This window comes from Chitinophaga sancti, assembly GCF_034087045.1.
Classification (GTDB): domain Bacteria; phylum Bacteroidota; class Bacteroidia; order Chitinophagales; family Chitinophagaceae; genus Chitinophaga; species Chitinophaga sancti_B.
The window spans coordinates 6352354-6374432 of the sequence record NZ_CP139247.1 but is presented as its reverse complement, the minus strand read 5'-3'; the positions used below and the strand labels follow the sequence as shown (position 1 = coordinate 6374432).

The following is a 22079-nucleotide window of genomic DNA, read 5'->3' as shown; positions in this document are numbered from 1 at the left end:
ATGCAGATGCAGGTTTTGATGGAACAGTATTTAGAGAGTATTGCTTAGAAAAGGGACTGGAAGCAAATATTGCCTCCAATCCTCGTAATAGAAAGAAAATAACCACATTATATCAATACTTTGATGATCAATTGTATAAAAGACGATATAAAATTGAACAAGCGAATGCTTGGATGGATAGCTTCAAAGCGCTACTGATTCGATTTGAAACTAAAGTTGCTAACTGGAAAGCATTGCAGTGGATCGCAATTATTATCATCTTTTGTAGAAAATTTAAAGACTAAACAACTTCATTAAAAAAATAAACTTCTTTTGAATATTTTTTGAATATTTTGCCTCCTATTTTAATACAGACTTACTGCTCCCGTCGATGAAATGTGGTATTGAGCGGTATTTGAATAGGATTGACAATAAAGAAACATGATAATAATCAATACTTTTGAAGAGTACAAGACGTATCTTGGTAAAGAATTAGGTGCTTCCAACTGGCATAAAATAGGCCAGGAACAGATTAATAAATTTGCTGATGCAACCCTGGATCATCAATGGATACATACAGACCAGGAAAAAGCTAAACGCGAAGGCCCATTTCATGCCACTATCGCTCACGGCTATTTGACTTTATCATTGATTCCTTATCTCTGGAAACAAATTGCGGACGTACGTAATATTAAAATGGAGATAAACTATGGAATCGAGAATTTAAAATTTGGCCAGCCCGTTTTGGTGGATAATGAGGTGCAGCTGAAAGCCAAACTCAATTCGATCGCCAATTTAAGGGGTGTTACCAAAGTTATTATTGAGGCTACGCTTATTATTAAAGATCAGCCCAAACCTGCCTACACTGGTAATGTTGTTTTCCTGTATCATTTTGTATAGTGGCTACGTATATATTACGTCAAACGTACCTATTCTGAATACTGTTAGATGATGCAAAAAACTATATCTATAATTGTTATAATCAACTGTTATTGCTGGATATAGGCTAATTTGGTTCGAAATTCGTAACGGCTGGATCACCTCTTCGGACCGGCTTCCAATTTTGGAAGCCGGTCCTTTTTTTGCCGTTCGTAATCCGCTCCCAGCCGGCAATGGTATTGAGTGAGCGGCGATCATTCTCTACCTCCGGGGCCGCCAGATAGAACGCCAGCATGATTCTTAGAAACAATTGAATAACTGCAGTTCAACTTAGCGGTTTCGCTCCATTATAATAGCCAAGCTATTATTGTGCGTTTGTATTTTTAAATTTCGTATCAAATATTTTTCCTCTGAATAAGAAAATAGGCTTCCTGCAAACATTTTTTACTAACCAACGGCTTGAAAAATGAACCTCAATTAAACGACTGTCTAAACGCCAATGGAGAAACGCTTGTCTTTATCTTAAATAGTTTACTGAATGATTGTGAATGTTCAAATCCTAATTGATAGGCAATTTCACTTACCGTTAAGTCTGTAGTTGATAGTTTCTCTTTTGCTTTTTCAATCAGTTTGTTGTGTATGTGTTGTTGTGTGTTCTGTCCTGTAAGTACCCGTAGCAAATTGCCCAAATAACTTGGTGAAACATGTAAATTTTCTGCAACGAATTGAACTGAAGGCAATCCCTTTGAAATCAAATCATCGCTATTGAAATATTCAGATAATAGATTTTCCAATTGTTCCAAGATTTGGTGATTGGCTTTCTCTCTTGTTATGAATTGTCGATTATAAAACCTTTCTGAATAATTTAGCAGGGTTTCAATATGTGAAATGATGATTTGCTTGCTATACTTGTCAATATTTGAATGACATTCCTGATTGATATTTTCAATGATTCCATTAATGATCCTTTCTTCCTTATCTGACAAAAACAAAGCTTCGTTTACGGAATAGTCAAAAAAATCGTATTGTTTTATGGTTGCCGCCAAAGATGTATTCCATAAAAAATCTGGATGTACTAATAGCATGTAGCCGCTAGGATGAAACTTATTTTTATCTTCGATTTTTACACCAAAAAGTTGGCCTGGTGACATAAAGAACAATATTCCATCATCAAAATCATATTGCTGTTGCCCGTATGTAAACTTACTGCCGAAGTTTCTTTTTAAGGAAATGGAATAGAAATCGAATATCCAATTTACTTCTTCTGTTTCTTCTGTATATTCAATACTACTAAAATTAACAATACTTATCAATGGATGCATAGGCTTAGGTAAGCCCCTAAGCCTATGATATTCACTAATTGTTTTTATCTTAATTAATTTCTTGCCCAACATTGATTAAAGCATTATTATATGTTTTGTAAAAGTAAAAATTAGAAGGCATACTATTAAGCATTTGCTGCAAAGTCAGTTGATGTTGAAACTGATTGCCACTTTTGAAATTCATCTATATTTGCTTTCATTTTTTCCATTGCCATTTGGTAAGCATCGCTTCCTAACAATAAATGCAACGGTGGGTTTTCTAATTCAGTTACGTTTTTTAAAGCTATTGCAAATTTATTAGGGTCGCCAGGCTGATAACCGCTATATTGTTGCCACATTTTCATTTGCTCTTCTGATTTGTAATCACCAATTAAGTTCGAAGCAATTTGAAGTGAATCGTTATTCATAAAATTGGTTCTAAATAAGCCTGGAATTACTACGGTGACTTTTATGCCTAAATCTTTCACTTCATTATGAAGTGATTCCGTTAAGCCAATAACAGCAAATTTTGCTGCATCATAACTACCAGAAAATGACGACCCAATGTACCCTGCTATAGATGAAATATTGATAATATAGCCGATCTTCTGTTTTCTTAAATGGGGCATCACTACACGTATAACATTTATGGTTCCAAATAGATTAACATCCATTGTACTTCTAATTTCTGCGTCAGTAAGTTCCTCCAAAGCCCCAACCAGTCCATAACCAGCATTGTTTACTATTACATCAATTGAACCAAATCGGGCAATGGTTTTAGCAACTGCATTTTTAATTGCTGTTTCGTTGGTTATATCCATATTCACTGCCAACAAATTTTCATTGTTGCCACATTCAGCTATAATTGAGGTGGCATTACGGGAAGTTGCAACAACTTGCTGACCTGTTTCTAATAAGTATTTTGTGAGAGCTAAGCCTAAACCTTTTGAAGCTCCTGTAATAAACCAAGTTTTGTTTTCTGTATTACTCATTGTTTGTTTTCTAATTTAAAAATCTAAATGCTTATTGTTGATTGTACACAAATGCAAACTCCTTCGCAAAATCTTTCATTTTTACACTACCCAATACAGGTCTATTACTGTTATAATCATCATACAGATTTTGAACTCTTCCAGTATTCATTTCTACCAATCCTTTTGCTGTATTATGATTAAAACCAGCACATAATAACCCTTCCAGAAATTGATCAGATGGAATGGAGATCCATTTTAGCCCGGGTTTACCAATGGTTTCTCCCAAAATTTGGGCTACTTCATTAGGCGAAACTTCATCGCTGGCAATATATCTCACTGTTCGGCCCGAAAATGGTTTGTCAAATTCTTCGGCAATTACAGTTGCAATATTCATATTTCTGCTTTTTGTTTATGCAAAATTGCAGCAGTTTCAAAAAGCGGATGTAGCCAATATGACTGTTTTTGTAGTTAAAATGAACTATTTGCAAAAGTCATATTATTGGGTTTAAGCTTGACTCTTTTATTGTTCCTGAGAAGTCCGGTTTTTCTTGTGGCTGAAGGGCTTGGCTATTCTGTCGAAATCTGTTCGATGTTTTTTTAGACCTGCAAAATATACCGGCACGGGCTTTTGTCGTTTGTGTATTGTTTTATGAGAATTGACTTTTAATTACTTTGTCAAGCAGTTTGTCCGACAGTATTTTTCGCATAAAGAGAGTAGGTTTTGCCATAAAACCACCTGCATATCTTGCTTTGGGATTTTTTGCTTCAATAGCTTTGTAAATTAAATCAACTATAACTTTTGGGTCTGAAGATTTGCTTTCAAGTTTTTCAACTGATGCTGCAAAACTTAACGCACCTTTTTTATAGGCTGAATTTTCGCTCTCTGACACTTTCCGCAAATTGTCCATAGCAATGTTTCCCCATTCTGTTTTTATTGACCCTGGCTCAATAACGATTACGTCTATTCCGAATGATTTTACTTCGTTGCGAAGGCTGTCACTTAAACCTTCTAATGCAAATTTACTTGCGTGATACCAACCGCCGAAAGGTCCGGCAAATTTTCCCCCGATTGAGGTGATATTGAGAATTTTCCCGAATTTGTTTTTTCTCATATAAGGTAGTACCAACTGTGTTAATCTTACCAAGCCAAATAGATTTACTTCTAGTTGATACCTTGCGTCAGCTATTGGCACGTCTTCAATTGCTCCGTGAGAGCCAAAACCTGCGGAATTAACTAATACGTCAATCCGTTTTTCGGTTGCAATAATTTTTTCTACAACCATGACCATTGATTGATCATTGGTAATGTCCATTTCTAATGTGTGGACACCCAATTTTTCCAAGTCTTTCATTTTTTCTGTTCTACGAGCTACACCATATACGATATAGCCTTTTTGTACTAACAGTTTTGCAGTTTCTTTACCCATTCCTGCCGAAGCACCTGTGATTAATGCTACTTTCTTATTACTCATTTCGTTTAATTTTTAATGTAAAGGTATCAGTAAAATGATATACTTTTACAACCAGTATTCAAAAGGATACCAAAATGAATTATGAAAGGAATGACAGACGAAGAAGCAATGAAACACTTGCAAGACACATTATTTGTAATAGGCGGGAAATGGAAAATGCCTATATTGACGGCATTGAACAAAGGTTGTAGTCGTTATCGGGAAATACAACGAAATGTCCCAAACATTACCACACGGGTATTATCAAAAGAGTTGAAACACCTTGAAGAAAACAAATTAATTGAAAGAAAGGTTTTTGATAGTCCGCTTTCAGTAGAATACAAGTTATCTCAATACACCTATTCGTTGTTGCCCATATTGGAACAAATGGTTGTCTGGGGAAAAAACCACAAACAAGTGATTAATAAAAAATGATTTACATATTATAAATATAAATCTTTTTATATGCAGTTTTTCTTTGGTCTAAATTGTTTCGGCAGTTGATTTTGAGACGCATTTTCAGCAATTTCTAAAATTCTTTTTAGCTGTGTTATGTCTGTTTTTGCGAGTGCTATCCAATATAGTAAAACCTTTTTCTTGCTTTTACTTAACGATAAAAAATAGTCTTTTGAGTTCTCAAAACGGCAAAAAGCTTTTTCCAATTCTGTCGGTACGGTAAGTTCTTCTGCTTCGTCCAAAATTGTCCAGGAGCCATTTTGTTTTGCTATATCAATAACCTTAAAACCTGCGTCTGCCATTAATCCCTTTGCCGCTAAGATTTCAATTTTTTGTTTGTTGATTTTACTCCAAGTGCTTGTTGGTTTCCGTTTGCAAAAATATTGCCTAAATGTATCCTTGTCTATCGTTTCCCCTTTACTATCTATCCAACCAAAACAAAGGGCTTCGTCAACTGCATCAGTCCGGGCTACTGATGGTTTGCCAGTATGCTTCTTATAAAAAATAAGCCAAACAGCATCTTTTGTTAAATGATTTTCTTGTAACCATTCTCTAAAATGCTGTTTGGTTGTATATTCCTATGCATTGTGACCACCCTTTCTCAGCATTCTGACCATCACTTCCTGGCATGTTGACCATTAGCATAAAATGGTATTCCTGTGATTTTGACCACCCCAAGAATGGTCCATTCAGGATCATTCCTGTGATCCTGACCACTTGAGGTATCATGAGCAACTGCCATTCTTACCATCTTGACCACCTGGTAAGCTATTTATGCTGACATTCCTGCAATCCTGACCACCCTTTGGTATGGTGCCTATAATCGTTTTGCTTTGCAGTTTTACCTCAAAAGACTGCGGATCCATGGCTGGAAAAACGATTATCATGAGTAAGTTGAAGCAAATTATCATGTTGCGTAATGAAGGCACTCCACTTCAAACGATTGCAAAAGCTGTATCGATAGCTCGTAATACAGTCAAAAAGTATTTACGCCTTATCGAAATCAAAGGGTTAGATGCTGCGGTGCTACTAAAAATGGAAGATACAGCTCTTGAGGCATTACTTGAAGATCCGGATCCTGAAGACCAGGAGCGCCTGGCTAACCTGGAAGAGTTATTCCCATATTTTGAGCAGGAATTATCAAGAACAGGTGTGACGAGATGGATTTTATGGGGTGAATACAAACAACAGTATCCTTCCGGATTTAGTTATTCCCGGTTTTGCGCACACTTTAGCCAATGGAAAAGAAGCAGGTCAGCTACGCTTTTCTTTGAACACCAGCCTGCTGATAAACTATTCATTGATTTTACAGGCAAAAAACTAATAATAGTTGATCGCAACTCCGGCCAGGTGACAGAGGTAGAAGTATATGTTGCTGTTTTAGGATACAGTCAGCTTACTTATGTACAGGCTGTTCCTTCGCAGAGGAAAGAAGATTTTATAATGGCAACAGAAAACGCACTGCTTTTTATTGGAGGAGTACCTAAAGCTTTGGTACCGGACAATCTAAAAAGTGCTGTTGTAAAGGCTGATAAATATGAACCTGAAGTCAATCCTGATTTTTTGGATTTTGCTAACCACTATGGAATAACAGTCCTGCCCGCCAGAAGTTATAAACCCAGGGACAAGGCACATGTGGAACGAGCAGTTAACATTGCTTACTCAAGGATCTTTGCACCATTACGCAACCGGGTATTTTATAGCATCCAAACTCTAAATGATGCAATCCTGGAACTACTGAATGAACATAATAATAAACCTTTCCAACAGAAGCCTATCAGCAGGAAAGTACTTTTTGAGCAGGAAGAACGTCACCTGTTAAACCCACTGCCAATTACCCGGTTCGAACTTAAAAAGTTTAAGGAGGCCACAGTTATGAAAAATGGTTATGTTCAGTTGTCAGAAGATAAGCATTACTACAGTGTTCCCTACAGATTTATTGGGTGCAAAGTCAAGATCATTTACTCGCCCACGCAAGTATCTGTTTTTTACAACAAAGAACGCATCGCCTATCACTCGCGGAGTTCAAAACGATATGGGCACTCAACCATACATAATCACATGTCCTCTTCTCATCAGTTCGTTAGTGAATGGAATCCTGATAAATTTATTAGTTGGGCTGAAGGCATATCGCCAATAGTGCAGGATTATATTACTCATATTCTGGAAACAGTCACATACCCTGAAACTGCCTATCGTAGCTGTATTGGTATACTTAGTTATGAAAAGAAGGTTGGTCGTCAAAGATTAATATTAGCAGTACAAAGGGCGACTTACTATGGAGCATATAATTACACGATAATAAAAAGAATACTACAGACAGGTCTGGAGCAAATAGCGTTTGGGGATGAATCAACAGCGAATGGAATGCTACCTGCTCATAATAACATCCGCGGAGCTTCGGAATACAAATAATAAAATATATGAGTACCATCATTTTAAACAAAATGGCGCAGCTAAAGCTGCACGGTATGTTACGAACATACCAATCATTGCTGGATAATCGTCAACATCATAACCTGACACATGATGAATTTATTAACACATTAATCCAGGCAGAATGGGAAGATAAGGAGCATAAGAAAGTCACTCGCCACCTGAAATCAGCCAGGTTCCGATATGCTGCAAGTATTGAAGAACTAAATTTTACAGGTGATCGGGGACTAGATAAGACACAGGTACTCCACCTTGCTGATGGCTGTTATATTGACAAAAAAGAAAACTTACTAATAACTGGTCCGACAGGTGTTGGGAAAAGCTATCTGGCCTCTGCACTTGGGCATCAGGCATGTCAATTGGGTTATAGAACGCTTTATTATAATGCTCAAAAGCTGTTCGCCAAACTCAAAATGACAAAAGCTGATGGATCATATGCGAAGGAAATAGGTAGAATTGAAAAACAAGACCTTCTAATTATTGACGATTTTGGATTAGCGCACTTGGACAATACTGCAAGGATGATCCTTATGGAGATTATAGAAGACAGACATGGAAGAAAGTCAACCATTATAGCCTCTCAACTTCCTGTGGCTCAATGGTACGAAGTTATAGGAGAATCAACGGTTGCTGACGCAATACTTGACAGGATGGTACATACAGCCCATAGAATGGATTTAAAAGGACAATCTCTAAGAAAGAAATAGAAATCACTATTTTTGCAACACCAGCTCTTTAACAGATTATAGTAACCACCATCCCAGGGTGGTCAGCATCGTAAGAACGATGGTCACAATGACGAGATTATACATTTGGTTTCCGGGTAAAACTGTTCTATTTCATTTTTTTTTGCTCATTTCTTACACATTGCTTGCAAAATAAGGCAAGACACTAATATACTAATCAATTGAAATGCACCAACTAACAATCCATATGCCATTGGATGTGGAATATTTGGATCAATGGCTATATTAAATGTATTGGCAACCAAAAATCCCGAACCTATAACCAGGGTAAATTCAATTTCAGCTTTTCTTTTGTGGATATTTTGCACTATCATCAACAAAGCAGTTGTCAAAATAGTGGGTAAAATGGCTAATGCTGGCCCATAAAAATAAATAGGGTCTGGCTTGGCTGGCATAATTCCTAATTTATCTAATGTGCTTGCATATTGATTTGGAAATAATGCAGTGAACCATAGCCAACCGAAAAAAGAGTAAAACACTAATGACAGCAAGACGGCTAACCAATTAATTCTTGAAAAACTTTTTATCATTTTAAATTTGCTTATATTATTTATGATGCAAAAGTAAAATGAGCCCTTGACAATAGTATGTCAAGGGTTTTAAATGACCGTGAAATTTTTCGAAAAATTCTTGTAACGTCATTTTATGTGGTGTAAAATTGTCTGGTTGAATTTGTAAGTTTTGAATTCTGTCCAACCTAAAATAGCGAAATTCATTTCTTAATCTACAAAAAGCCACCATCAACCAACCTTCTGTTATGCTTATTAAAGCAAAAGGCTCAACAATTCTTTTACTCTCTTTGTTTTCAGCATTGATTTATTCAAATTTAACAAGGTAGAAATTGGTAAGTGCATTTTGTAAGGAAGATAAAATGTTGCTCTTAATTTCATAATTGTCAAGTTTCGCAAATTTAGTTCTTAATGAAAGCAAATTAGCTTTGTCTTTTTCAGTTTGTCTTAAAACAGCTTTTATTTTATCAATGGCTTCGGCATAATCTTTAATTAAAGAACTATCCCTGTTTTTTAAAACTAACTGTTTCGGCAATAATCAATGCGTTTGCTTGTTTTTCGCTAAACATAATTAGTGGAATTTTGTAGCCTTCCATCAAAGTGTAGCCTTTTCCGTCTTCTGTCAATATAGGAACACCTGCCTGTTCTAAGGCTTTTAAATCTCTATAAATTGTTCTTGTACTTACACCAAATTTTTCAGCAAGTTTCGTAGAATTTACTATTCGTTTTGTTTGTAAAATTGTTAAAATTGCTACAAGTCTGGATAGTCTTTTTGTATCGTCATCATTCATTCTTCAAATGTCTGAAAATTTTGATTAGTAGTAGGGTGTCTTAAAATGGCAATACCTTCTTAGCGGCTGGTCTCTTTCGTTTGTCTGGCAATTTCTGTTAGTGTTACACCAAATTGCTTTTTGAAGGCATAAGAAAAATGGGATAATGTTTCAAAACCCAAATCCAAATAAATGTCCGACGGTTTTTGTTTTTTCTTTTCAATAAGAAAATGGGCTTCCTGCAAACGTTTTTTTACTAACCAACGGCTCGGCGTGTCGTTGAAAATGGCTTTAAAATCACGCTTAAATGCAGACAAGCTACGACCTGTCAAAAAAGCAAAGCGTTCAACGCTTACGTTGAATTTGAAATTTTTATTGATAAATTCTTCAATATCGATTTTTTGTGGAATGCTAAAATCGAAAAATAAACCAACCAAATCAGGTTGTTTTTCTAAAAGAATCAAAAGCAATTCTTCACGCTTTACATATGCAAAAGGTTCCCGGATTATTCCTTGATGCATTAAAGGGTATAATGATTGAAAAAAAACAGGCAACAGCTCATTTAGATTTAATTGTATAAACGTGTTTTCGGACTTGAATATGACTGCTTGAGTGTTATATTTTTCTTGAAAGCTTTTGAGGAATGTTTCATCAAAATGAATAAATACCGTTTCGTTCTCATTGATCGTTTTTTTCTTGCTGTATCTTGCAAGGCGGTTTTTTCGGATGAGTCCATACTCTCCCGATTTGAAAACAAATGTTTTATTCCCGTCATAACACGTTGTCTCCCCTTTCTTGATATAAAAGAACATGTGTTCGGAAATAAAATGTTCTCCCGAAATTTCAGCATTTACATATTCTGATGTTTTATCTAAACTCATTTTGACGTTCTTATTTAAGAAGCAACCCAAGACAAAAAGGCCGGTGGATAACGTTCTCCTTTAAATGCCCCTTCGTTAAAGGTTTCATTTAATAGTTGAAGCTCACTGTTTGTGAAATTAATTTTTAGTGCTTCTGTATTTTCTGTTATCCGTTCAGGTTTTGTCATTCCAACAATCGGAATAATGTCATCACCTTGATTTAAAAGCCAGGCCAATGCTATTTGGCTGGCACTTGCATTTTTGCTTTTTGCAAATTCCTTTAGCTGTTCTACCATTTTTAGGTTATGTTCCAAATTTACATTTTCAAATCGTGGCAACATATTTTTATAATCATTTTCAGGTAAAGGAAATTTCATTTTACCGGTAAGTAAACCATAGCTGAAAACAGAATATGGAACGATAGCTGTACCCAGGGTTCTTGCGACTTGTAAAATCTCATTTTCAATAAACCGGGTTGCTAATGAATACTCGATTTCCAATGCAGAAACCTGATGTATTTTATTAGCCCGCTGTAATTGCTCCGCATTTGCTTCGGATAGTCCTAAATATCTAACCTTTCCTTCTGCAATCAAATCTTTAATTGCACCAACAGTTTCCTCAATTGGAACTTCAGGGTCAACACGGCAAGGTTGGTACAAATCAATCTCATCTACCCCCAAACGCTTGAGTGAATAGGCGCAATAATTTTTTATCCCTTTTGGACTTCCGTCCAGTCCTGTAAAATGTCCATGCGGGTTGATGACTGCACCTGTTTTAACGCTGATGAATACGTCTTTTCTTTGTTCTTTAATGACTTCTCCAATCACAAGTTCACTAATCCCACAACCGTAAAAATCAGCGGTATTGATAAAATTAATTCCTGCGTCTATTACCTGATGCAAAGTTTGGCTTAATCGTTCTTTAGACTGATGCCATTCTGATAAACTGTTGATTCCCCAGCTTGTTCCTATGGATATAGCAGAAACTTCCGGTCCGTTTTTTCCTAATTTTCTTGTTTGCATCGGCTTACATTATTTCGGTTACAAATTCGTCTTTGGGTACTCTACATTTTTTTAGATTTACCAACCAATCGTTGGCTTCATCTCTGTACCCTATGGGCATTGCCAGTACACTTTTAAGACCTGAATCGCCACCAATCCCAAGAAATTCATCCATTTTTATCTTGTCAAAACCCTCCATTGGCGTAGTATCTACCTTTTGCTCGGCAGCAGCCATAAGAGCTATGCCAAAAGACAAATAGGCTTGCCTGGCGCAATGGTTTTCCTGCCAATTTTTATCGAATGATTCGAAATGCGTATAAAGCCTTTGTATATATTCATCCGAATGGTTTTCGGGCAGACCACGTTCAATAGCCGATTGGTTTAGTGGCATTTTTACCCTTTCAAAGGTGTATTCAGAAAAGGCCGCCCAAACCAACAAATCCGAACAAGTTGAAATTTGGTTTTGATTAAATGGAAAATTCTTAAAAACCAAGTCGTTCAGTTGTTTAAGTTTTTCACCTTGTTTAATGACAAAAACCCTATACTGTTGCAATCCGGAAGAGGAAGGTGCTAATCTTGCTGCTTCCAGTATATAGTCTAATTTTTGTTGCGGAACGGTCTGTCCGTTCATTTTTTTTGTAGCGTAACGCCATTTTAAATCTTCTAATAACGCCATCTTGTATCTATTTTAAGCTACAAAGTTGAGCAAAATATATTCATTTAGCTTTCTTGAAAAGTCCAAAATCATTGTCTTGAGAAGTCCATTTTTTAGCTGGTAGGCTTGCCTAAGTGTGCAAGCGTTTTGTGAGACTTGTCGCTAAAGGTACGGCTTGGGGATGACCTGAGTTTGAAAACGTATTCCGCCTTGCCGAGAATGAATTTGTTTAGAAAATGAATTACCAAGTAACATATCTTACCGGCTATATCCAAAACCGATGTTAGTGGTTCGTTGTTTTCTAACCGGTCTTTCTAAAAGTTTTATTTACTTTCAATCAGTTGTTTCAAATTTCTGCCGAGAAGATTATCCCAGCCCCATTCAAATCGTTCTTTACTGAAATGTGAGTCTTTGGGAAAACTGTCTAAGTCTGTTTGCCTAACTCTTAGTCTGGTTGTGTCTCCTTCCGAAAAAATATCGAATATCACTTCCGAACTTCCGGGATAACCTTTATATGCCCAGTTATGAGCTAATCTTGTTCCTTCAACAACCTGAGTAACAATCCAGTCTTTTTGATACTCGGCGTCGTCATCGTTGAATTGAAATTTATACCCAACAATAGGTTTGAAATTTTTAAGTTGAGGAAAATACCACACCCTCATTTTATCGGCATCTGTCAAAGCTTGCCAAACCTGCTCAGTCGGCACATTATAAATAAATTCTTTACTAAGAGAAGTTTTCGCACTGTTTGAATGTTCCATTATTCTTTTTTTTCTGTAACAAACTGCTGCTACCGGTTCGTTGTTTTTTTTCTCAGTCATTTATAAATGATAAGATATATTCTTGAATTTCTTTTCGTTGTTCGTTAATAGTGGATATGCCAGTGAACTTGACCCCTCAAAAACGCGTCTTATAGAAGCTCAAGAGTAGCTGTTTTCAAGGCAAAAATAATGAATTTACATATGTCCTTCTTTATGATTAAAGTTGATGCCTTAGCGGCGCAGTGGAGTGAGGTGGAGCGTAGCGGAACCGAACGCAACGGAGCCGCTAAGGGGTCGCTGGTAGCTCCTCACTGTTCTTTTTGCTCCATTTCCTCCGCAAGGATTCTCCTTTAAGTTTTATACGTGCTGCCTGGTGTACCACTCTGTTCAGGATGGCATCCGCCACTGTTTTTTCTCCGATCACGTCATACCTCTGTTTTACGGGTAGCTGTGAGGTGATAATGGTGGATCGCTTGCCATGCCGGTCTTCTATTATGTCTATTAATGTCGTTCTGCTCTGTGCATCCATTGGCTGTATACCAAAGTCGTCTAGGATAAGCAGATCCTGCTTTTCTATTTTCATCAGTTCTTTAATCAAGGAACCATCTGCTTTCGCCATTTTAAGTTGTGCGAACAATCAGGTGGCATTGGCATAAAGTACTTTAAAGCCCAGCATGCAACATTGGTGACCGATGGCAGAGGCCAAAAAACTCTTGCCCGTTCCTGTGCTGCCTGTAATCAACAAGTCTTCCTTCTTTTTAACGAACTCGCCACCTGCCAGACGTAAGACCAGGTTTTTATCAACTCCTCTTTCCGATGCATAGTCCAACCAAGGCCGAAAAAAAGCATGTTTAACTAAGAAATCATTTTTAGTGAGAGAGGGAGAGATCTTATAATCTATTTGTTATAATTAATTTAAGTTTATAAATTCTCTTCAAATCTTCATAAAACCGGTTCGAGAATTGTCCAATCCGGGTCACAAGAGACGCCAAGTGAAGACAAATGTTTCCACTTGGCGTCATTTTTTATAGGAATTTATTCTCTTCTTAATTTTTCAACCAGCGGTTTCTTAGGAAGGTTGGAGCGGATATTTTTTTGTACTGTTGCATTACTTCCCGAATTCCGATTGTAGTATTGATATTTTCCGCGGCCGTTATAGCAACCGCTTCTAACATAAACAGTAGCCACAGTGCCCAATCGTTGTTGTTCCGTACCTGCTGAAGCAAGCGATAATAATCGTGTTTGTGCCGTATGATGTAACTAATGAGATAGTGTACCGGAATCTTAAAAATGCCGATGTTTTGTGCATTTTGTACATTCAGACTAATCAAGAGAAAAGTAAAGTCGCCAACCTCCTCAAATCCTCCACCAAAGAGTTGGAACATTGTCCCAGCGGGTTCACTGGAGACGCCAAGTGAAGACCAATACTTCCACTTGGCGTCATTTTTATAAGAATTTATTCTCTGTGAAATTTTTCAAGGATGAAGTTATTTGTTGCCCGAAGGCACCTTGGATTAATTTGAAATGAATATTTTAGTAAAAGATAAAGAGGGCCTTTTATTTTCTGATGCCATCTATCTGAACCGTCAGGAAATAACGCAGCTATACAATACTGATCTTTCAGACCAACCCTATCCTGAACTTTACAGGTATTTATTTGTATTGGCCTGTTTAAGAGGGTTGCGTTTCTCTGACTTGGCTAATATTCAATGTCTATTTAGCCATTTAGCCTGAATTTGTGAGTATTGTGCTTTTAGACATATTTTAGTGTTTTTTGAACATTTGTTTGAATTTTTTTTTGGAGAACTTTGCTTAAAAATTTTAGACAAAAGAGGATGACAGCAAAAATTGAGAGCAGGTTTAAACCGCTATTCGAGCCCATCAAGATTAACAAAGTCAAACTGAAAAACAGGATTGTAATGGGGCCTATGGGGCTTTCTGTCCCTACGGCGGAAGGCGCCCCGAGTGACCAGGCAATCGCTTTCTACGAGGCGCGTGCCCGGGGCGGTACAGGTATGATCATTATCAGTGCGGCTGCCACGGCACGTAGTGCGGATGAAGCACCACCTACCACACCTTGGTTGCGTTGGGATATTGAAGAAAACGTTCCAAAATTTCAAAAGTTGGCGGAAGCTATACATGCTTTTGAAACTCCGGTTGTGATAGAGTTAATGTCGAGTTTTGGTCGGCTTGGAATGCCTAAAACTATGAATAAAATAGCAGCGAGCCCTAAAGAGCTGACTATACCTGAAGACCATTTCCCAAAGGGATTTGTAATCCCGGGTGGCATTACGCTGTCTGCACCGAAGGCTGCGACTATAGAGGAAATCAAGGAAGTTGAAGCTGGCACAATACAAGCTGCTGAGCGGGTTTTTCGTGCGGGTTTTGACGGGGTAGAGGTCAATGCTAATATGAGTTATTTTACGAGTTCATTTGTAATTCAACGGACAAACTGGCGTACAGACGAATATGGTGGTCCTTTGGAGAACCGCGCACGAATACTTATAAATATCGTGCGGGGAATTCGTGCAGTCACAAGCCCTGACTTTATTATTGGGCTGCGTATTCCAGCGAACGATTTCCTGCCGGACGGTGCAAAAGCAGTGGAATTTGCCACTATTGCTAAGATAGTGGAGGCAGAAGGGATTGATTATGTAGCGTTGACCTACGGCGCTTACGAAACGATGGATAGGAGCATACCGATGAAGGACGGTGAAATGGCGGAGAGTGGAGATGCTCGTGTGTTTAGGAAAATGTTGTCGGTTCCAATTTTCATACAAGGTTTTCATAATCCCGAACTTGCGGCAAAGGCAATTGCTGAAGGACATGGTGATGTGGTAATGTTAGCACGACAATTGCTTGCCGAGCCTAATTATGTCAACAAATTGCAGGAAGGAAAAACCAGTCAAATTGTTGCATGTGACCGCGACCAACTTTGTATGCGAAGGATGTTTTATGGGTTGCCTGTGCGTTGTTCAATGAATCCGGAAATGGGACGTGAAGCACGCATTAGAGATGGTAAACGTCGTCCGCTAAAGCGTTATTTCCAAGCGCCGCTGGAACACTTAATACTATTACTTACAGCAAAAAAATGGTTTATGACACCTTTGATGAAGATAGTCCGAAAGATTTTAAAAAAAATCGGTTACTAATGATTGAGCTGGATAGGATACACAAAGAATAAAGTGCCAGTAGTATATAGGGCTGATAAATTTTCGGTTCTTCATTAATTTTAAAAAGCCCTTCTTCTATCTCTTTGCCATCCTTTTTATACATAAGAGTAACCAGGCGGTACATCTCTTCTTCTCCATCTACACAAAAAAATCCAGTACCAAAGCTGAGCTAATACTGATCGACTGCCCTTAAATGAAGTACATCCAGGCCAGCTGCTTCATTACTATTGTAAGCATGCTCAATGAACAGGCTCCTTTATTGTAAGTGGTTATATCCTCTTTATTAAGGCATGTGCAATATCACCCAGCAGCTTCTTTTAAAACACCAATCGTCTTATTAACATTACGATCTCCAACATGAATCGTCATTATTAAAAGATCCTTGGCAAACCGTCCCCTCGGTCATACTCAAAAAGAACATTATGTCTTTTGAAATTAAAATCAGTCACCTTCTTTTTAAAAATCAATATCAATATTCGAAGCAAATATCCGTGGATTATCATGATGATAAAATGTAGGCTACCCTACCTGTTTGCATCCTTCCTAACGGATTATGACAGAATAAAAGTCTTGCATAAATAATCGTTAATAACTTGATATAAATGATGTATGCAATATAACAAGATCCATACCTTAGTGAAAAAGGGCGCACTAAAATATATCAACACAATATCAGCAGATCTCAATACTTAATTTTAATGCATAATAAACACTGTGCTGGTTGGAGGTTTACACACAAACAATTGCTGTGCACTGAAATCCGCAATCTTCAAAGGGCCCTCGATAGGCAGTCATTCCTTCACTAAAACAGGTTCAAGGGTAGGCTGGAAATCCTTTTTCAACAGTGCTTCGTCAATGTAACAGCTCGTGTATCGTCTGCGCTTTCAGGCTGGCGAAGCATATCACGGAACATATTTGCCAGCATAAAATAGTATGTTGTCATATCGGCTGTCGTTTAAAAAAGATGCGGGAAACTCGGGATTAAACAAACGATAGACTAAAGAAGTAAGTAAGTGGATCGTACTTCTTTAGTCTATCGTTTGCCTATACGGTACTGCGAGGGAGTGGTGCCCGTATATTTTTTAAAAAAATGGCTAAAGTGAAACTGGTCCGAAAATTTGAGTTCTTCGGCTATTTGTCCAATGGAAAGTGATGGATTATCAAGTAGTATTTGGGCATCTAGTGTTATCATTTCTACGATGTATTGTCTGGCAGTTTTACCTGTTGAAGCCTTGAGTGTTTGTGATAAATATTTAGGATTTACAAAAAGTTTATTAGCATAGAAGCTGATCTCCCGCTCCATTCTGTAATATTGAGGCAAAAGCCTTAGAAAACGTACTGCCAGGTCGTCTTTACCGTTTCGTTGGTGCTCCATGCGCATATCCTTGCTTTTCTCATTTATAAGGCTAAGCTCTAAAAGAAATGACTGAAACAATAATTGGGTAATTTCTGCGGAAGCATTGTCTTTTGACTTTTCGAGAATTTTCAGAGAGAGTAATTCAAGCATGCTCCTAATTATTCCTACGGCTTGCTGGTCAGGATAGACATTAGGCTGGTAATCATCATCAAAAAAGCGAAAAAGTTTAAAATGTTTTTTATAAAATCCGGTATTGAACAAGTATTGTGAAGTGAAGAAAAGAGCAATAAACTCAGTATCCGGGCTCGCTAGGGATAATTCACGGATAGCGGCGGGAGGAATAACTATCAGCTCGTTTTCCCTAATTAAAAACTGTGTCAGATTGATTTTGAAATTTACCGTGCCTTTTACAGTCATCAGAATAGTAAAATGCGCAGCGCGGAAAGGACGTTGATGTATGTGCTGGGTTGTTTGTTGGTCTCCTTTCAGGATCATGATGGTACCCGGGGCATCATGATATCCGTAATAAGCAGAGATATTCTGGATCTCTAGATTTTCTACCCCCATTCCTGTGGTATTTATATTATACGTAAAATTGGAAAATGCCGGATTGACATATTTAGGTTTGCTGGTGTCCGTAAAGTTAGTAAATATAATAAAGAAAAAGTACTTATAGACATATTTTGAAGAATATTAATCATTTGTTCAAAAATAGCTGTGCAGGATATTTGCAGTATGAATTTTTGATAATGAAAAACAATTCAAAGTATAATGCATTAGTGTCTCTAAGCCTTGCTGTGTTAGCGGGCAGCTCGTTGTTCACTTCAGCTTACGGGCAAGTACGGGTCGAGAAAAGACTTAGTGTCGCAGAGATGTTTGCGCTTGCGGATTCCAACAGTACGCAGATCAGGTTGTCGGAGGAGGGAATAAATGAAGCCGCAGCCCGATTCGAAGAGGCCAAAGCTAATAAACTTCCTTCACTTAAATTTTCCGCTACAGCGGGTTACCTTGGGAACGCGGAGGTTATCAGCTATGAAGACCCACTGCCGTCCGGCTCTTATGAGATGCCTCATTTTTCCAATTCTTTCGGGCTGGAGGCTTCCTATGTTATTTATGCGGGGGGAGCCCTGACAAAGCTCGTTGACCTGGCAGGGTTCCAAAAAAATATTGCATCCCTAAATTATGAAAAGGATAAGATGGATGTCAGACTTTACCTGGTGGCAAACTATATCGACCTCTACGTCGCCCAAAACCACAAAAAGGTATATGAAAAAAATATAGAACAGACCCAGAAGTTACTTGATATGATGGTAAATCGGCTTGCTAAAGGGGTTGCCCTGCGCAGTGACATTCTTCGTACCCAGCTTCAGCTTTCGAATTATACTTTCGGCCTATCGAAAATTGAAAACCGTATAAGTATCCTAAATAAACGACTTGTGGAAACTCTTGCACTTTCTGAAGGTACACAGTTAATTGCTGAAGAAATTGGCGTGCAAAGGGAGATCAACGAATTAGAGACATCGTCATTGGGAAGTAATGTTGAATTGCGGCAAGCAGATGTAAAGGTATCTATTGCCCAAAAAGGTGTTGAAATCTCTAAGGCAAAAAATAGTCCGGTTTTCTCCTTATATGCGAGTAGTAACATGTCGCGGCCATTTGTTTATGACCTTCCTCCGCTTGACCTGTATGCCAATATCTGGACTGCCGGGATGTCACTGACTTATAATATTGACGGTCTTTTTAAAAACACAAAGGCCATAAAGCGTGCCAAAACACAGCTTTCCGAGAGCAAGCTTTCGCAGAAACTGACACGTGAGCATGTGGAGCTAGACTACCATGAGAATATTGTTAATTGTACTGAGAGCCGCGAACAATTGAAGGTCGCTAAAAAGGACCTTGAGCTGGCAACGGATAACTATAATTTGGTCGTAAACCGCTACAACACTCAACTGGCCTTAATTACAGACCTTATGGATGCCAGTGCTTCAAAACTCAGGGCTGAGCTACAGTTACAGAACGCCAGAGCTGCTATTGCTTTTGCCGTATACAAAGTTCAGAGGATATTAGGGAATTTATAAATAGAAAAACAATACTAATGGATAATAAAACAGGAAATGAACGGGGATTTACAGTATTCAATGCTATAGCCGCAATTGTTATTATTGTAGGATTGGCGGGTGCAACGGCTTACTATTTTCGCAGCCGAAATGTGACTTTTACAAATGACGCACAGGTACAGCAGTTAGTTTCGCCGGTTAATGCCAGGGTAGGGGGATTTTTAAAAGAAATACGTTTCAAGGAATTCCAGGATATCAAGGCGGGTGATACCCTAGCTATTATCGACCAGACAGACCTGCTAATACAGCGTGACCTTGCAGCTGCGGGTCTTGAAGATGCTTTAGCGGGCCGTAGTGTAGCGTCATCGTCTTTAAATACAATCGCCAATACTCAAACAGTTTCTGCCGCGAACATTGAGGAAACCAAAGCCAGGCTGTGGAATGCCAAGGAAAATTATAATAGGTATAAAGACTTGCTGGCCTTACAAAGTGTGACACAACAACAATTCGACCAGGTAAAAAGCGAGTATGAATCCTTAAAAGCACGTTATACTTCACTGGAAAGCGCCGGAAAGGGGTCATTGCTTTCTACCAGTGAGGCCCGCAAGCGACTACAGGTAAATGACGCGGCAATAAAAAGGGCAAAGGCAAATTTGGCGGCAGCTGAGCAAAACCTTAAATATTCCATTATTTTAGCTCCGTGTGATGGTATTGCAGGGAGGAAGAACATTAATGAAGGCCAGCTTGTCCAACCAGGCCAGAGTATTGTCGCCATTGTTGATGATCAGCAGAAGTGGGTAAATGCTAACTTCAAGGAAAAGCAGATGGAATATGTAAAGGTTGGGGCTGAGGTTGAAATCAAAATCGATGCTATTCCTGACAGGGTTTTCCATGGCAAGGTAGAATCTATTGCGGGTGCTACCGGAGCGGTATTTTCACTAGTCCCTACTGATAATTCCACAGGCAACTTTGTCAAGGTACAGCAGCGTGTACCTGTAAGAATTGCTTTTCTGGACAACAATTCTGCGGACTTATTGCAGAAAATAAGGGCGGGGATGAATGCGGAAGTTTATTTAAAAAGGGACTGAAGTTATGGAACCGAAAAAATATAAAATCAGGGCGCTCAGGGACTGGGTTCCGCAGAAAGCAGGCTTTGTAGTTTTGGCTCTTGTGGCACTCGTTTGTCAGTTCAGCAACCCCACGTACCTTTCGATCATGGGTGATGTGGTCGGAGCGAATCAATTTTACAGGGAGGATTTAAGTTTCGCTTTTCAGGTATCCATGATTTCCTTGACAATGATGTTTCCTGTACTATGGAAAATAAAGGCACAGTTCAGTTCCTATAGTATTTTGATGTTTAGCCTTTTTATGCTGGCAGGATCAATGTTTCTTTGCGCTATGGCGGATTCGGTGCTGTTATTATGCATTGGTGGCTTCGGGGTCGGGATATTCAAAATGTTAGGTACTTTTGAAGCGTTGTCTTCAGTAATGTTGATTGTCACACCAAAGGCAAATTTTAAAATATGGTTTACAGTAATGTATACCTTTATTCTATTATGTGTGCAGGCATCTGGAATGCTGGCAGTTTACCTCAATGACGATTATGGCTGGCAATATATATATTATGTAATAATTTTTACGCTCTTGGTTGTGATGCTCCTGGTTGTGATCTTTTTTCGGCCTATTGAGCCGATACCACAGCAGCTGATCCAGTATATTGACTGGAAGGGCTGCCTGTTATGGACGACTTTATTGCTGTTAATGGCTTATGTCCTTATTTATGGACAGGTCGACAACTGGTTGGATTCTCCGTATATTGCGTATGCTACCTGCGGTATTTTTATCGTTGCCGGATTGTTATATTACAGTTACAGGCTAACACCGCACCCTTATGTTCCAGTTCGGTCATTTAGTTTCCGAAATGTGAAGGTTTCATTTATTGTTATATTGGTCTTAATGATTTTTCTTAATACAAGTGGGAGTATCTTAGGGCCTTATACGGGAGCGATTATGAAGCTCGACAGCCTGACCAATATAAATCTAAACCTCTTTGTAATATACGGTATTCTTATAGGCCTCGTATACTGCCTGTTTTGGTACTTTGTTTACAAGGGTGGGTTCAAGGGTATGTTCTTTACGGGCTTTTTAAGTCTTACCGTATATCATCTGCTGATTTATATTGATTTCAGTTGGCAGTCCGGGGAAGAAATTTTGTTCCTGCCTTATTTTCTTAGAGGCTTTGGAAATATTGTAATTTATGCCTCTGTGGCCGTCTATATGATGAAAGATGTCTCATTTGATATTTTTCCGGGAACGCTGTTTGTTGTGGCAGTTGCCCGTAACGCAATCGGTGGTGCGGTTGCCTCCTCAATACTGTCAAACCTTCAGCATCATAAAGTAATAGAAAATATTCAAAAGCTCGCCCTGCGTATTGAGGCGAACTCCTATACCTCCACCACGGTTTTCCAGCAGGCGAAAAATAGTGTTTTGATGAGGGGGGGCTGGGCAAGGGATGCGGAGATTGCGGCAAGTGGCGGCTTATATGGAAAGGTCTATTTACAGAGCGTGCTACTATCCGGAAGCGAGATATTTGGTTATGTGATTGCCTTTGGTGCTTTAGTGCTCTGCATCATATTGTTGTATCATTTTTTAAAGCCTTTGCAAAAGAAAATGTTTAATAATGTTTTTGGGGAAACAGTATAGTAGTATTTGTA

Annotated in this window: 23 protein-coding genes and 1 pseudogene; 9 read left to right on the top strand and 15 right to left on the bottom strand. The window is 38.3% G+C overall.

The features are described from left to right. Window positions 1-56 precede the first annotated feature (56 nt). Complete coding sequence (locus SIO70_RS33515; RefSeq protein WP_414017939.1) at window positions 57-284, top strand: transposase; 228 nt, start codon at window positions 57-59, stop codon at window positions 282-284. Window positions 285-420: 136 nt separating this feature from the next. Next, a complete protein-coding gene (locus SIO70_RS25770; protein WP_320575636.1) occupies window positions 421-879 on the top strand; it encodes a MaoC family dehydratase in 459 nt (152 codons plus the stop codon). 452 nt (window positions 880-1331) lie between these two features. On the opposite strand, the gene SIO70_RS25765 is transcribed toward SIO70_RS25770, so the two are convergent. From SIO70_RS25765 to SIO70_RS25750, 4 genes are all read right to left on the bottom strand, one after another. Continuing rightward, the gene (locus SIO70_RS25765) at window positions 1332-2252 is read right to left on the bottom strand and encodes a helix-turn-helix transcriptional regulator (protein WP_320575634.1); all 921 of its coding nucleotides are present in this window, start codon (window positions 2250-2252) and stop codon (window positions 1332-1334) included. Window positions 2253-2305: 53 nt separating this feature from the next. Further along, window positions 2306-3151 carry an oxidoreductase gene (locus tag SIO70_RS25760; RefSeq protein WP_320575632.1) on the bottom strand — a complete coding sequence of 282 codons (846 nt, stop codon included), beginning with the start codon at window positions 3149-3151 and terminating at the stop codon, window positions 2306-2308. A gap of 31 nt (window positions 3152-3182) precedes the next feature. Beyond that, the gene (locus tag SIO70_RS25755; protein ID WP_320575630.1) at window positions 3183-3527 is read right to left on the bottom strand and encodes a hypothetical protein; all 345 of its coding nucleotides are present in this window, start codon (window positions 3525-3527) and stop codon (window positions 3183-3185) included. 253 nt (window positions 3528-3780) lie between these two features. Next, the gene (locus SIO70_RS25750; protein WP_320575628.1) at window positions 3781-4605 is read right to left on the bottom strand and encodes an oxidoreductase; all 825 of its coding nucleotides are present in this window, start codon (window positions 4603-4605) and stop codon (window positions 3781-3783) included. Between the two features lie 90 nt (window positions 4606-4695). Here SIO70_RS25750 and SIO70_RS25745 point away from each other — a divergent pair, with 90 nt between their 5' ends. Next, window positions 4696-5019: a helix-turn-helix domain-containing protein gene (locus SIO70_RS25745; RefSeq protein WP_320575626.1), complete on the top strand. Its 324-nt coding sequence runs from the start codon at window positions 4696-4698 to the stop codon at window positions 5017-5019. Window positions 5020-5045: 26 nt separating this feature from the next. Here SIO70_RS25745 and SIO70_RS25740 read toward each other — a convergent pair whose 3' ends face one another. Further along, window positions 5046-5342 carry a YdeI/OmpD-associated family protein gene (locus tag SIO70_RS25740; RefSeq protein WP_320575624.1) on the bottom strand — a complete coding sequence of 99 codons (297 nt, stop codon included), beginning with the start codon at window positions 5340-5342 and terminating at the stop codon, window positions 5046-5048. A 583-nt stretch (window positions 5343-5925) separates the two neighbouring features. Between SIO70_RS25740 and istA the strand changes: the two genes are divergently transcribed. Both istA and istB read left to right on the top strand, forming a co-directional pair. Continuing rightward, a complete protein-coding gene (gene istA, locus SIO70_RS25735) occupies window positions 5926-7455 on the top strand; it encodes an IS21 family transposase (protein ID WP_320575622.1) in 1530 nt (509 codons plus the stop codon). A gap of 8 nt (window positions 7456-7463) precedes the next feature. Continuing rightward, entirely contained in the window at window positions 7464-8183 is a 720-nt protein-coding gene (istB, locus tag SIO70_RS25730; protein ID WP_320575620.1) for an IS21-like element helper ATPase IstB, read from the top strand. Between the two features lie 146 nt (window positions 8184-8329). Here istB and SIO70_RS25725 read toward each other — a convergent pair whose 3' ends face one another. The 9 genes and pseudogenes from SIO70_RS25725 to SIO70_RS25690 form a co-directional block, all read right to left on the bottom strand. Continuing rightward, window positions 8330-8752: a DUF1761 domain-containing protein gene (locus SIO70_RS25725; RefSeq protein ID WP_320575618.1), complete on the bottom strand. Its 423-nt coding sequence runs from the start codon at window positions 8750-8752 to the stop codon at window positions 8330-8332. Window positions 8753-8768: 16 nt separating this feature from the next. After that, window positions 8769-8981 (bottom strand): WYL domain-containing protein, encoded by a 213-nt coding sequence (locus tag SIO70_RS33510; RefSeq protein ID WP_414017938.1) that lies wholly within the window; start codon window positions 8979-8981, stop codon window positions 8769-8771. A 250-nt stretch (window positions 8982-9231) separates the two neighbouring features. Next, on the bottom strand, window positions 9232-9522 hold the full coding sequence (locus SIO70_RS25720; RefSeq protein WP_320575617.1) for a helix-turn-helix transcriptional regulator: 291 nt from the start codon (window positions 9520-9522) through the stop codon (window positions 9232-9234). Window positions 9523-9581: 59 nt separating this feature from the next. Then, entirely contained in the window at window positions 9582-10382 is an 801-nt protein-coding gene (locus tag SIO70_RS25715; RefSeq protein ID WP_320575616.1) for an AraC family transcriptional regulator, read from the bottom strand. 14 nt (window positions 10383-10396) lie between these two features. Beyond that, window positions 10397-11383 (bottom strand): aldo/keto reductase, encoded by a 987-nt coding sequence (locus SIO70_RS25710; protein ID WP_320575615.1) that lies wholly within the window; start codon window positions 11381-11383, stop codon window positions 10397-10399. A 4-nt stretch (window positions 11384-11387) separates the two neighbouring features. Beyond that, window positions 11388-12038: a nitroreductase family protein gene (locus SIO70_RS25705; RefSeq protein ID WP_320575614.1), complete on the bottom strand. Its 651-nt coding sequence runs from the start codon at window positions 12036-12038 to the stop codon at window positions 11388-11390. 302 nt (window positions 12039-12340) lie between these two features. After that, entirely contained in the window at window positions 12341-12838 is a 498-nt protein-coding gene (locus SIO70_RS25700; RefSeq protein WP_320575613.1) for an SRPBCC domain-containing protein, read from the bottom strand. Between the two features lie 226 nt (window positions 12839-13064). After that, window positions 13065-13607, bottom strand: a pseudogene (locus SIO70_RS25695) (ATP-binding protein). A gap of 217 nt (window positions 13608-13824) precedes the next feature. Further along, the gene (locus SIO70_RS25690) at window positions 13825-14163 is read right to left on the bottom strand and encodes a hypothetical protein (protein ID WP_320575612.1); all 339 of its coding nucleotides are present in this window, start codon (window positions 14161-14163) and stop codon (window positions 13825-13827) included. A 450-nt stretch (window positions 14164-14613) separates the two neighbouring features. Between SIO70_RS25690 and SIO70_RS25685 the strand changes: the two genes are divergently transcribed. Further along, window positions 14614-15930 carry an NADH:flavin oxidoreductase gene (locus SIO70_RS25685; RefSeq protein ID WP_320575610.1) on the top strand — a complete coding sequence of 439 codons (1317 nt, stop codon included), beginning with the start codon at window positions 14614-14616 and terminating at the stop codon, window positions 15928-15930. A 1054-nt stretch (window positions 15931-16984) separates the two neighbouring features. Here SIO70_RS25685 and SIO70_RS25680 read toward each other — a convergent pair. Then, window positions 16985-17875, bottom strand: a complete 891-nt coding sequence (locus SIO70_RS25680) for a helix-turn-helix domain-containing protein (protein WP_320575609.1) — start codon at window positions 17873-17875, stop codon at window positions 16985-16987. 116 nt (window positions 17876-17991) lie between these two features. On the opposite strand from SIO70_RS25680, the gene SIO70_RS25675 reads away from it, so the two are divergent. The 3 genes from SIO70_RS25675 to SIO70_RS25665 are packed head-to-tail and all read left to right on the top strand — an operon-like array spanning window position 17992 to window position 22068. Further along, window positions 17992-19386 carry a TolC family protein gene (locus SIO70_RS25675; RefSeq protein ID WP_320575607.1) on the top strand — a complete coding sequence of 465 codons (1395 nt, stop codon included), beginning with the start codon at window positions 17992-17994 and terminating at the stop codon, window positions 19384-19386. A gap of 17 nt (window positions 19387-19403) precedes the next feature. Next, window positions 19404-20453 (top strand): HlyD family secretion protein, encoded by a 1050-nt coding sequence (locus tag SIO70_RS25670; protein ID WP_320575605.1) that lies wholly within the window; start codon window positions 19404-19406, stop codon window positions 20451-20453. A gap of 4 nt (window positions 20454-20457) precedes the next feature. Continuing rightward, window positions 20458-22068, top strand: a complete 1611-nt coding sequence (locus tag SIO70_RS25665) for a hypothetical protein (protein ID WP_320575603.1) — start codon at window positions 20458-20460, stop codon at window positions 22066-22068. Window positions 22069-22079 lie beyond the last annotated feature (11 nt).

What these genes read in the sequence shown, in the direction of transcription:
- SIO70_RS25770 (WP_320575636.1), top strand. Translation starts at nt 421, where the DNA reads ATGATAATAATCAATACTTTTGAAGAGTACAAGACGTATCTTGGTAAA.
- SIO70_RS25765 (WP_320575634.1), bottom strand. Translation starts at nt 2,252, where the DNA reads ATGTTGGGCAAGAAATTAATTAAGATAAAAACAATTAGTGAATATCAT.
- SIO70_RS25760 (WP_320575632.1), bottom strand. Translation starts at nt 3,151, where the DNA reads ATGAGTAATACAGAAAACAAAACTTGGTTTATTACAGGAGCTTCAAAA.
- SIO70_RS25755 (WP_320575630.1), bottom strand. Translation starts at nt 3,527, where the DNA reads ATGAATATTGCAACTGTAATTGCCGAAGAATTTGACAAACCATTTTCG.
- SIO70_RS25750 (WP_320575628.1), bottom strand. Translation starts at nt 4,605, where the DNA reads ATGAGTAATAAGAAAGTAGCATTAATCACAGGTGCTTCGGCAGGAATG.
- SIO70_RS25745 (WP_320575626.1), top strand. Translation starts at nt 4,696, where the DNA reads ATGACAGACGAAGAAGCAATGAAACACTTGCAAGACACATTATTTGTA.
- SIO70_RS25740 (WP_320575624.1), bottom strand. Translation starts at nt 5,342, where the DNA reads ATGGCAGACGCAGGTTTTAAGGTTATTGATATAGCAAAACAAAATGGC.
- istA (WP_320575622.1), top strand. Translation starts at nt 5,926, where the DNA reads ATGAGTAAGTTGAAGCAAATTATCATGTTGCGTAATGAAGGCACTCCA.
- istB (WP_320575620.1), top strand. Translation starts at nt 7,464, where the DNA reads ATGAGTACCATCATTTTAAACAAAATGGCGCAGCTAAAGCTGCACGGT.
- SIO70_RS25725 (WP_320575618.1), bottom strand. Translation starts at nt 8,752, where the DNA reads ATGATAAAAAGTTTTTCAAGAATTAATTGGTTAGCCGTCTTGCTGTCA.
- SIO70_RS25720 (WP_320575617.1), bottom strand. Translation starts at nt 9,522, where the DNA reads ATGAATGATGACGATACAAAAAGACTATCCAGACTTGTAGCAATTTTA.
- SIO70_RS25715 (WP_320575616.1), bottom strand. Translation starts at nt 10,382, where the DNA reads ATGAGTTTAGATAAAACATCAGAATATGTAAATGCTGAAATTTCGGGA.
- SIO70_RS25710 (WP_320575615.1), bottom strand. Translation starts at nt 11,383, where the DNA reads ATGCAAACAAGAAAATTAGGAAAAAACGGACCGGAAGTTTCTGCTATA.
- SIO70_RS25705 (WP_320575614.1), bottom strand. Translation starts at nt 12,038, where the DNA reads ATGGCGTTATTAGAAGATTTAAAATGGCGTTACGCTACAAAAAAAATG.
- SIO70_RS25700 (WP_320575613.1), bottom strand. Translation starts at nt 12,838, where the DNA reads ATGACTGAGAAAAAAAACAACGAACCGGTAGCAGCAGTTTGTTACAGA.
- SIO70_RS25690 (WP_320575612.1), bottom strand. Translation starts at nt 14,163, where the DNA reads ATGTTCCAACTCTTTGGTGGAGGATTTGAGGAGGTTGGCGACTTTACT.
- SIO70_RS25685 (WP_320575610.1), top strand. Translation starts at nt 14,614, where the DNA reads ATGACAGCAAAAATTGAGAGCAGGTTTAAACCGCTATTCGAGCCCATC.
- SIO70_RS25680 (WP_320575609.1), bottom strand. Translation starts at nt 17,875, where the DNA reads ATGGGGGTAGAAAATCTAGAGATCCAGAATATCTCTGCTTATTACGGA.
- SIO70_RS25670 (WP_320575605.1), top strand. Translation starts at nt 19,404, where the DNA reads ATGGATAATAAAACAGGAAATGAACGGGGATTTACAGTATTCAATGCT.
- SIO70_RS25665 (WP_320575603.1), top strand. Translation starts at nt 20,458, where the DNA reads ATGGAACCGAAAAAATATAAAATCAGGGCGCTCAGGGACTGGGTTCCG.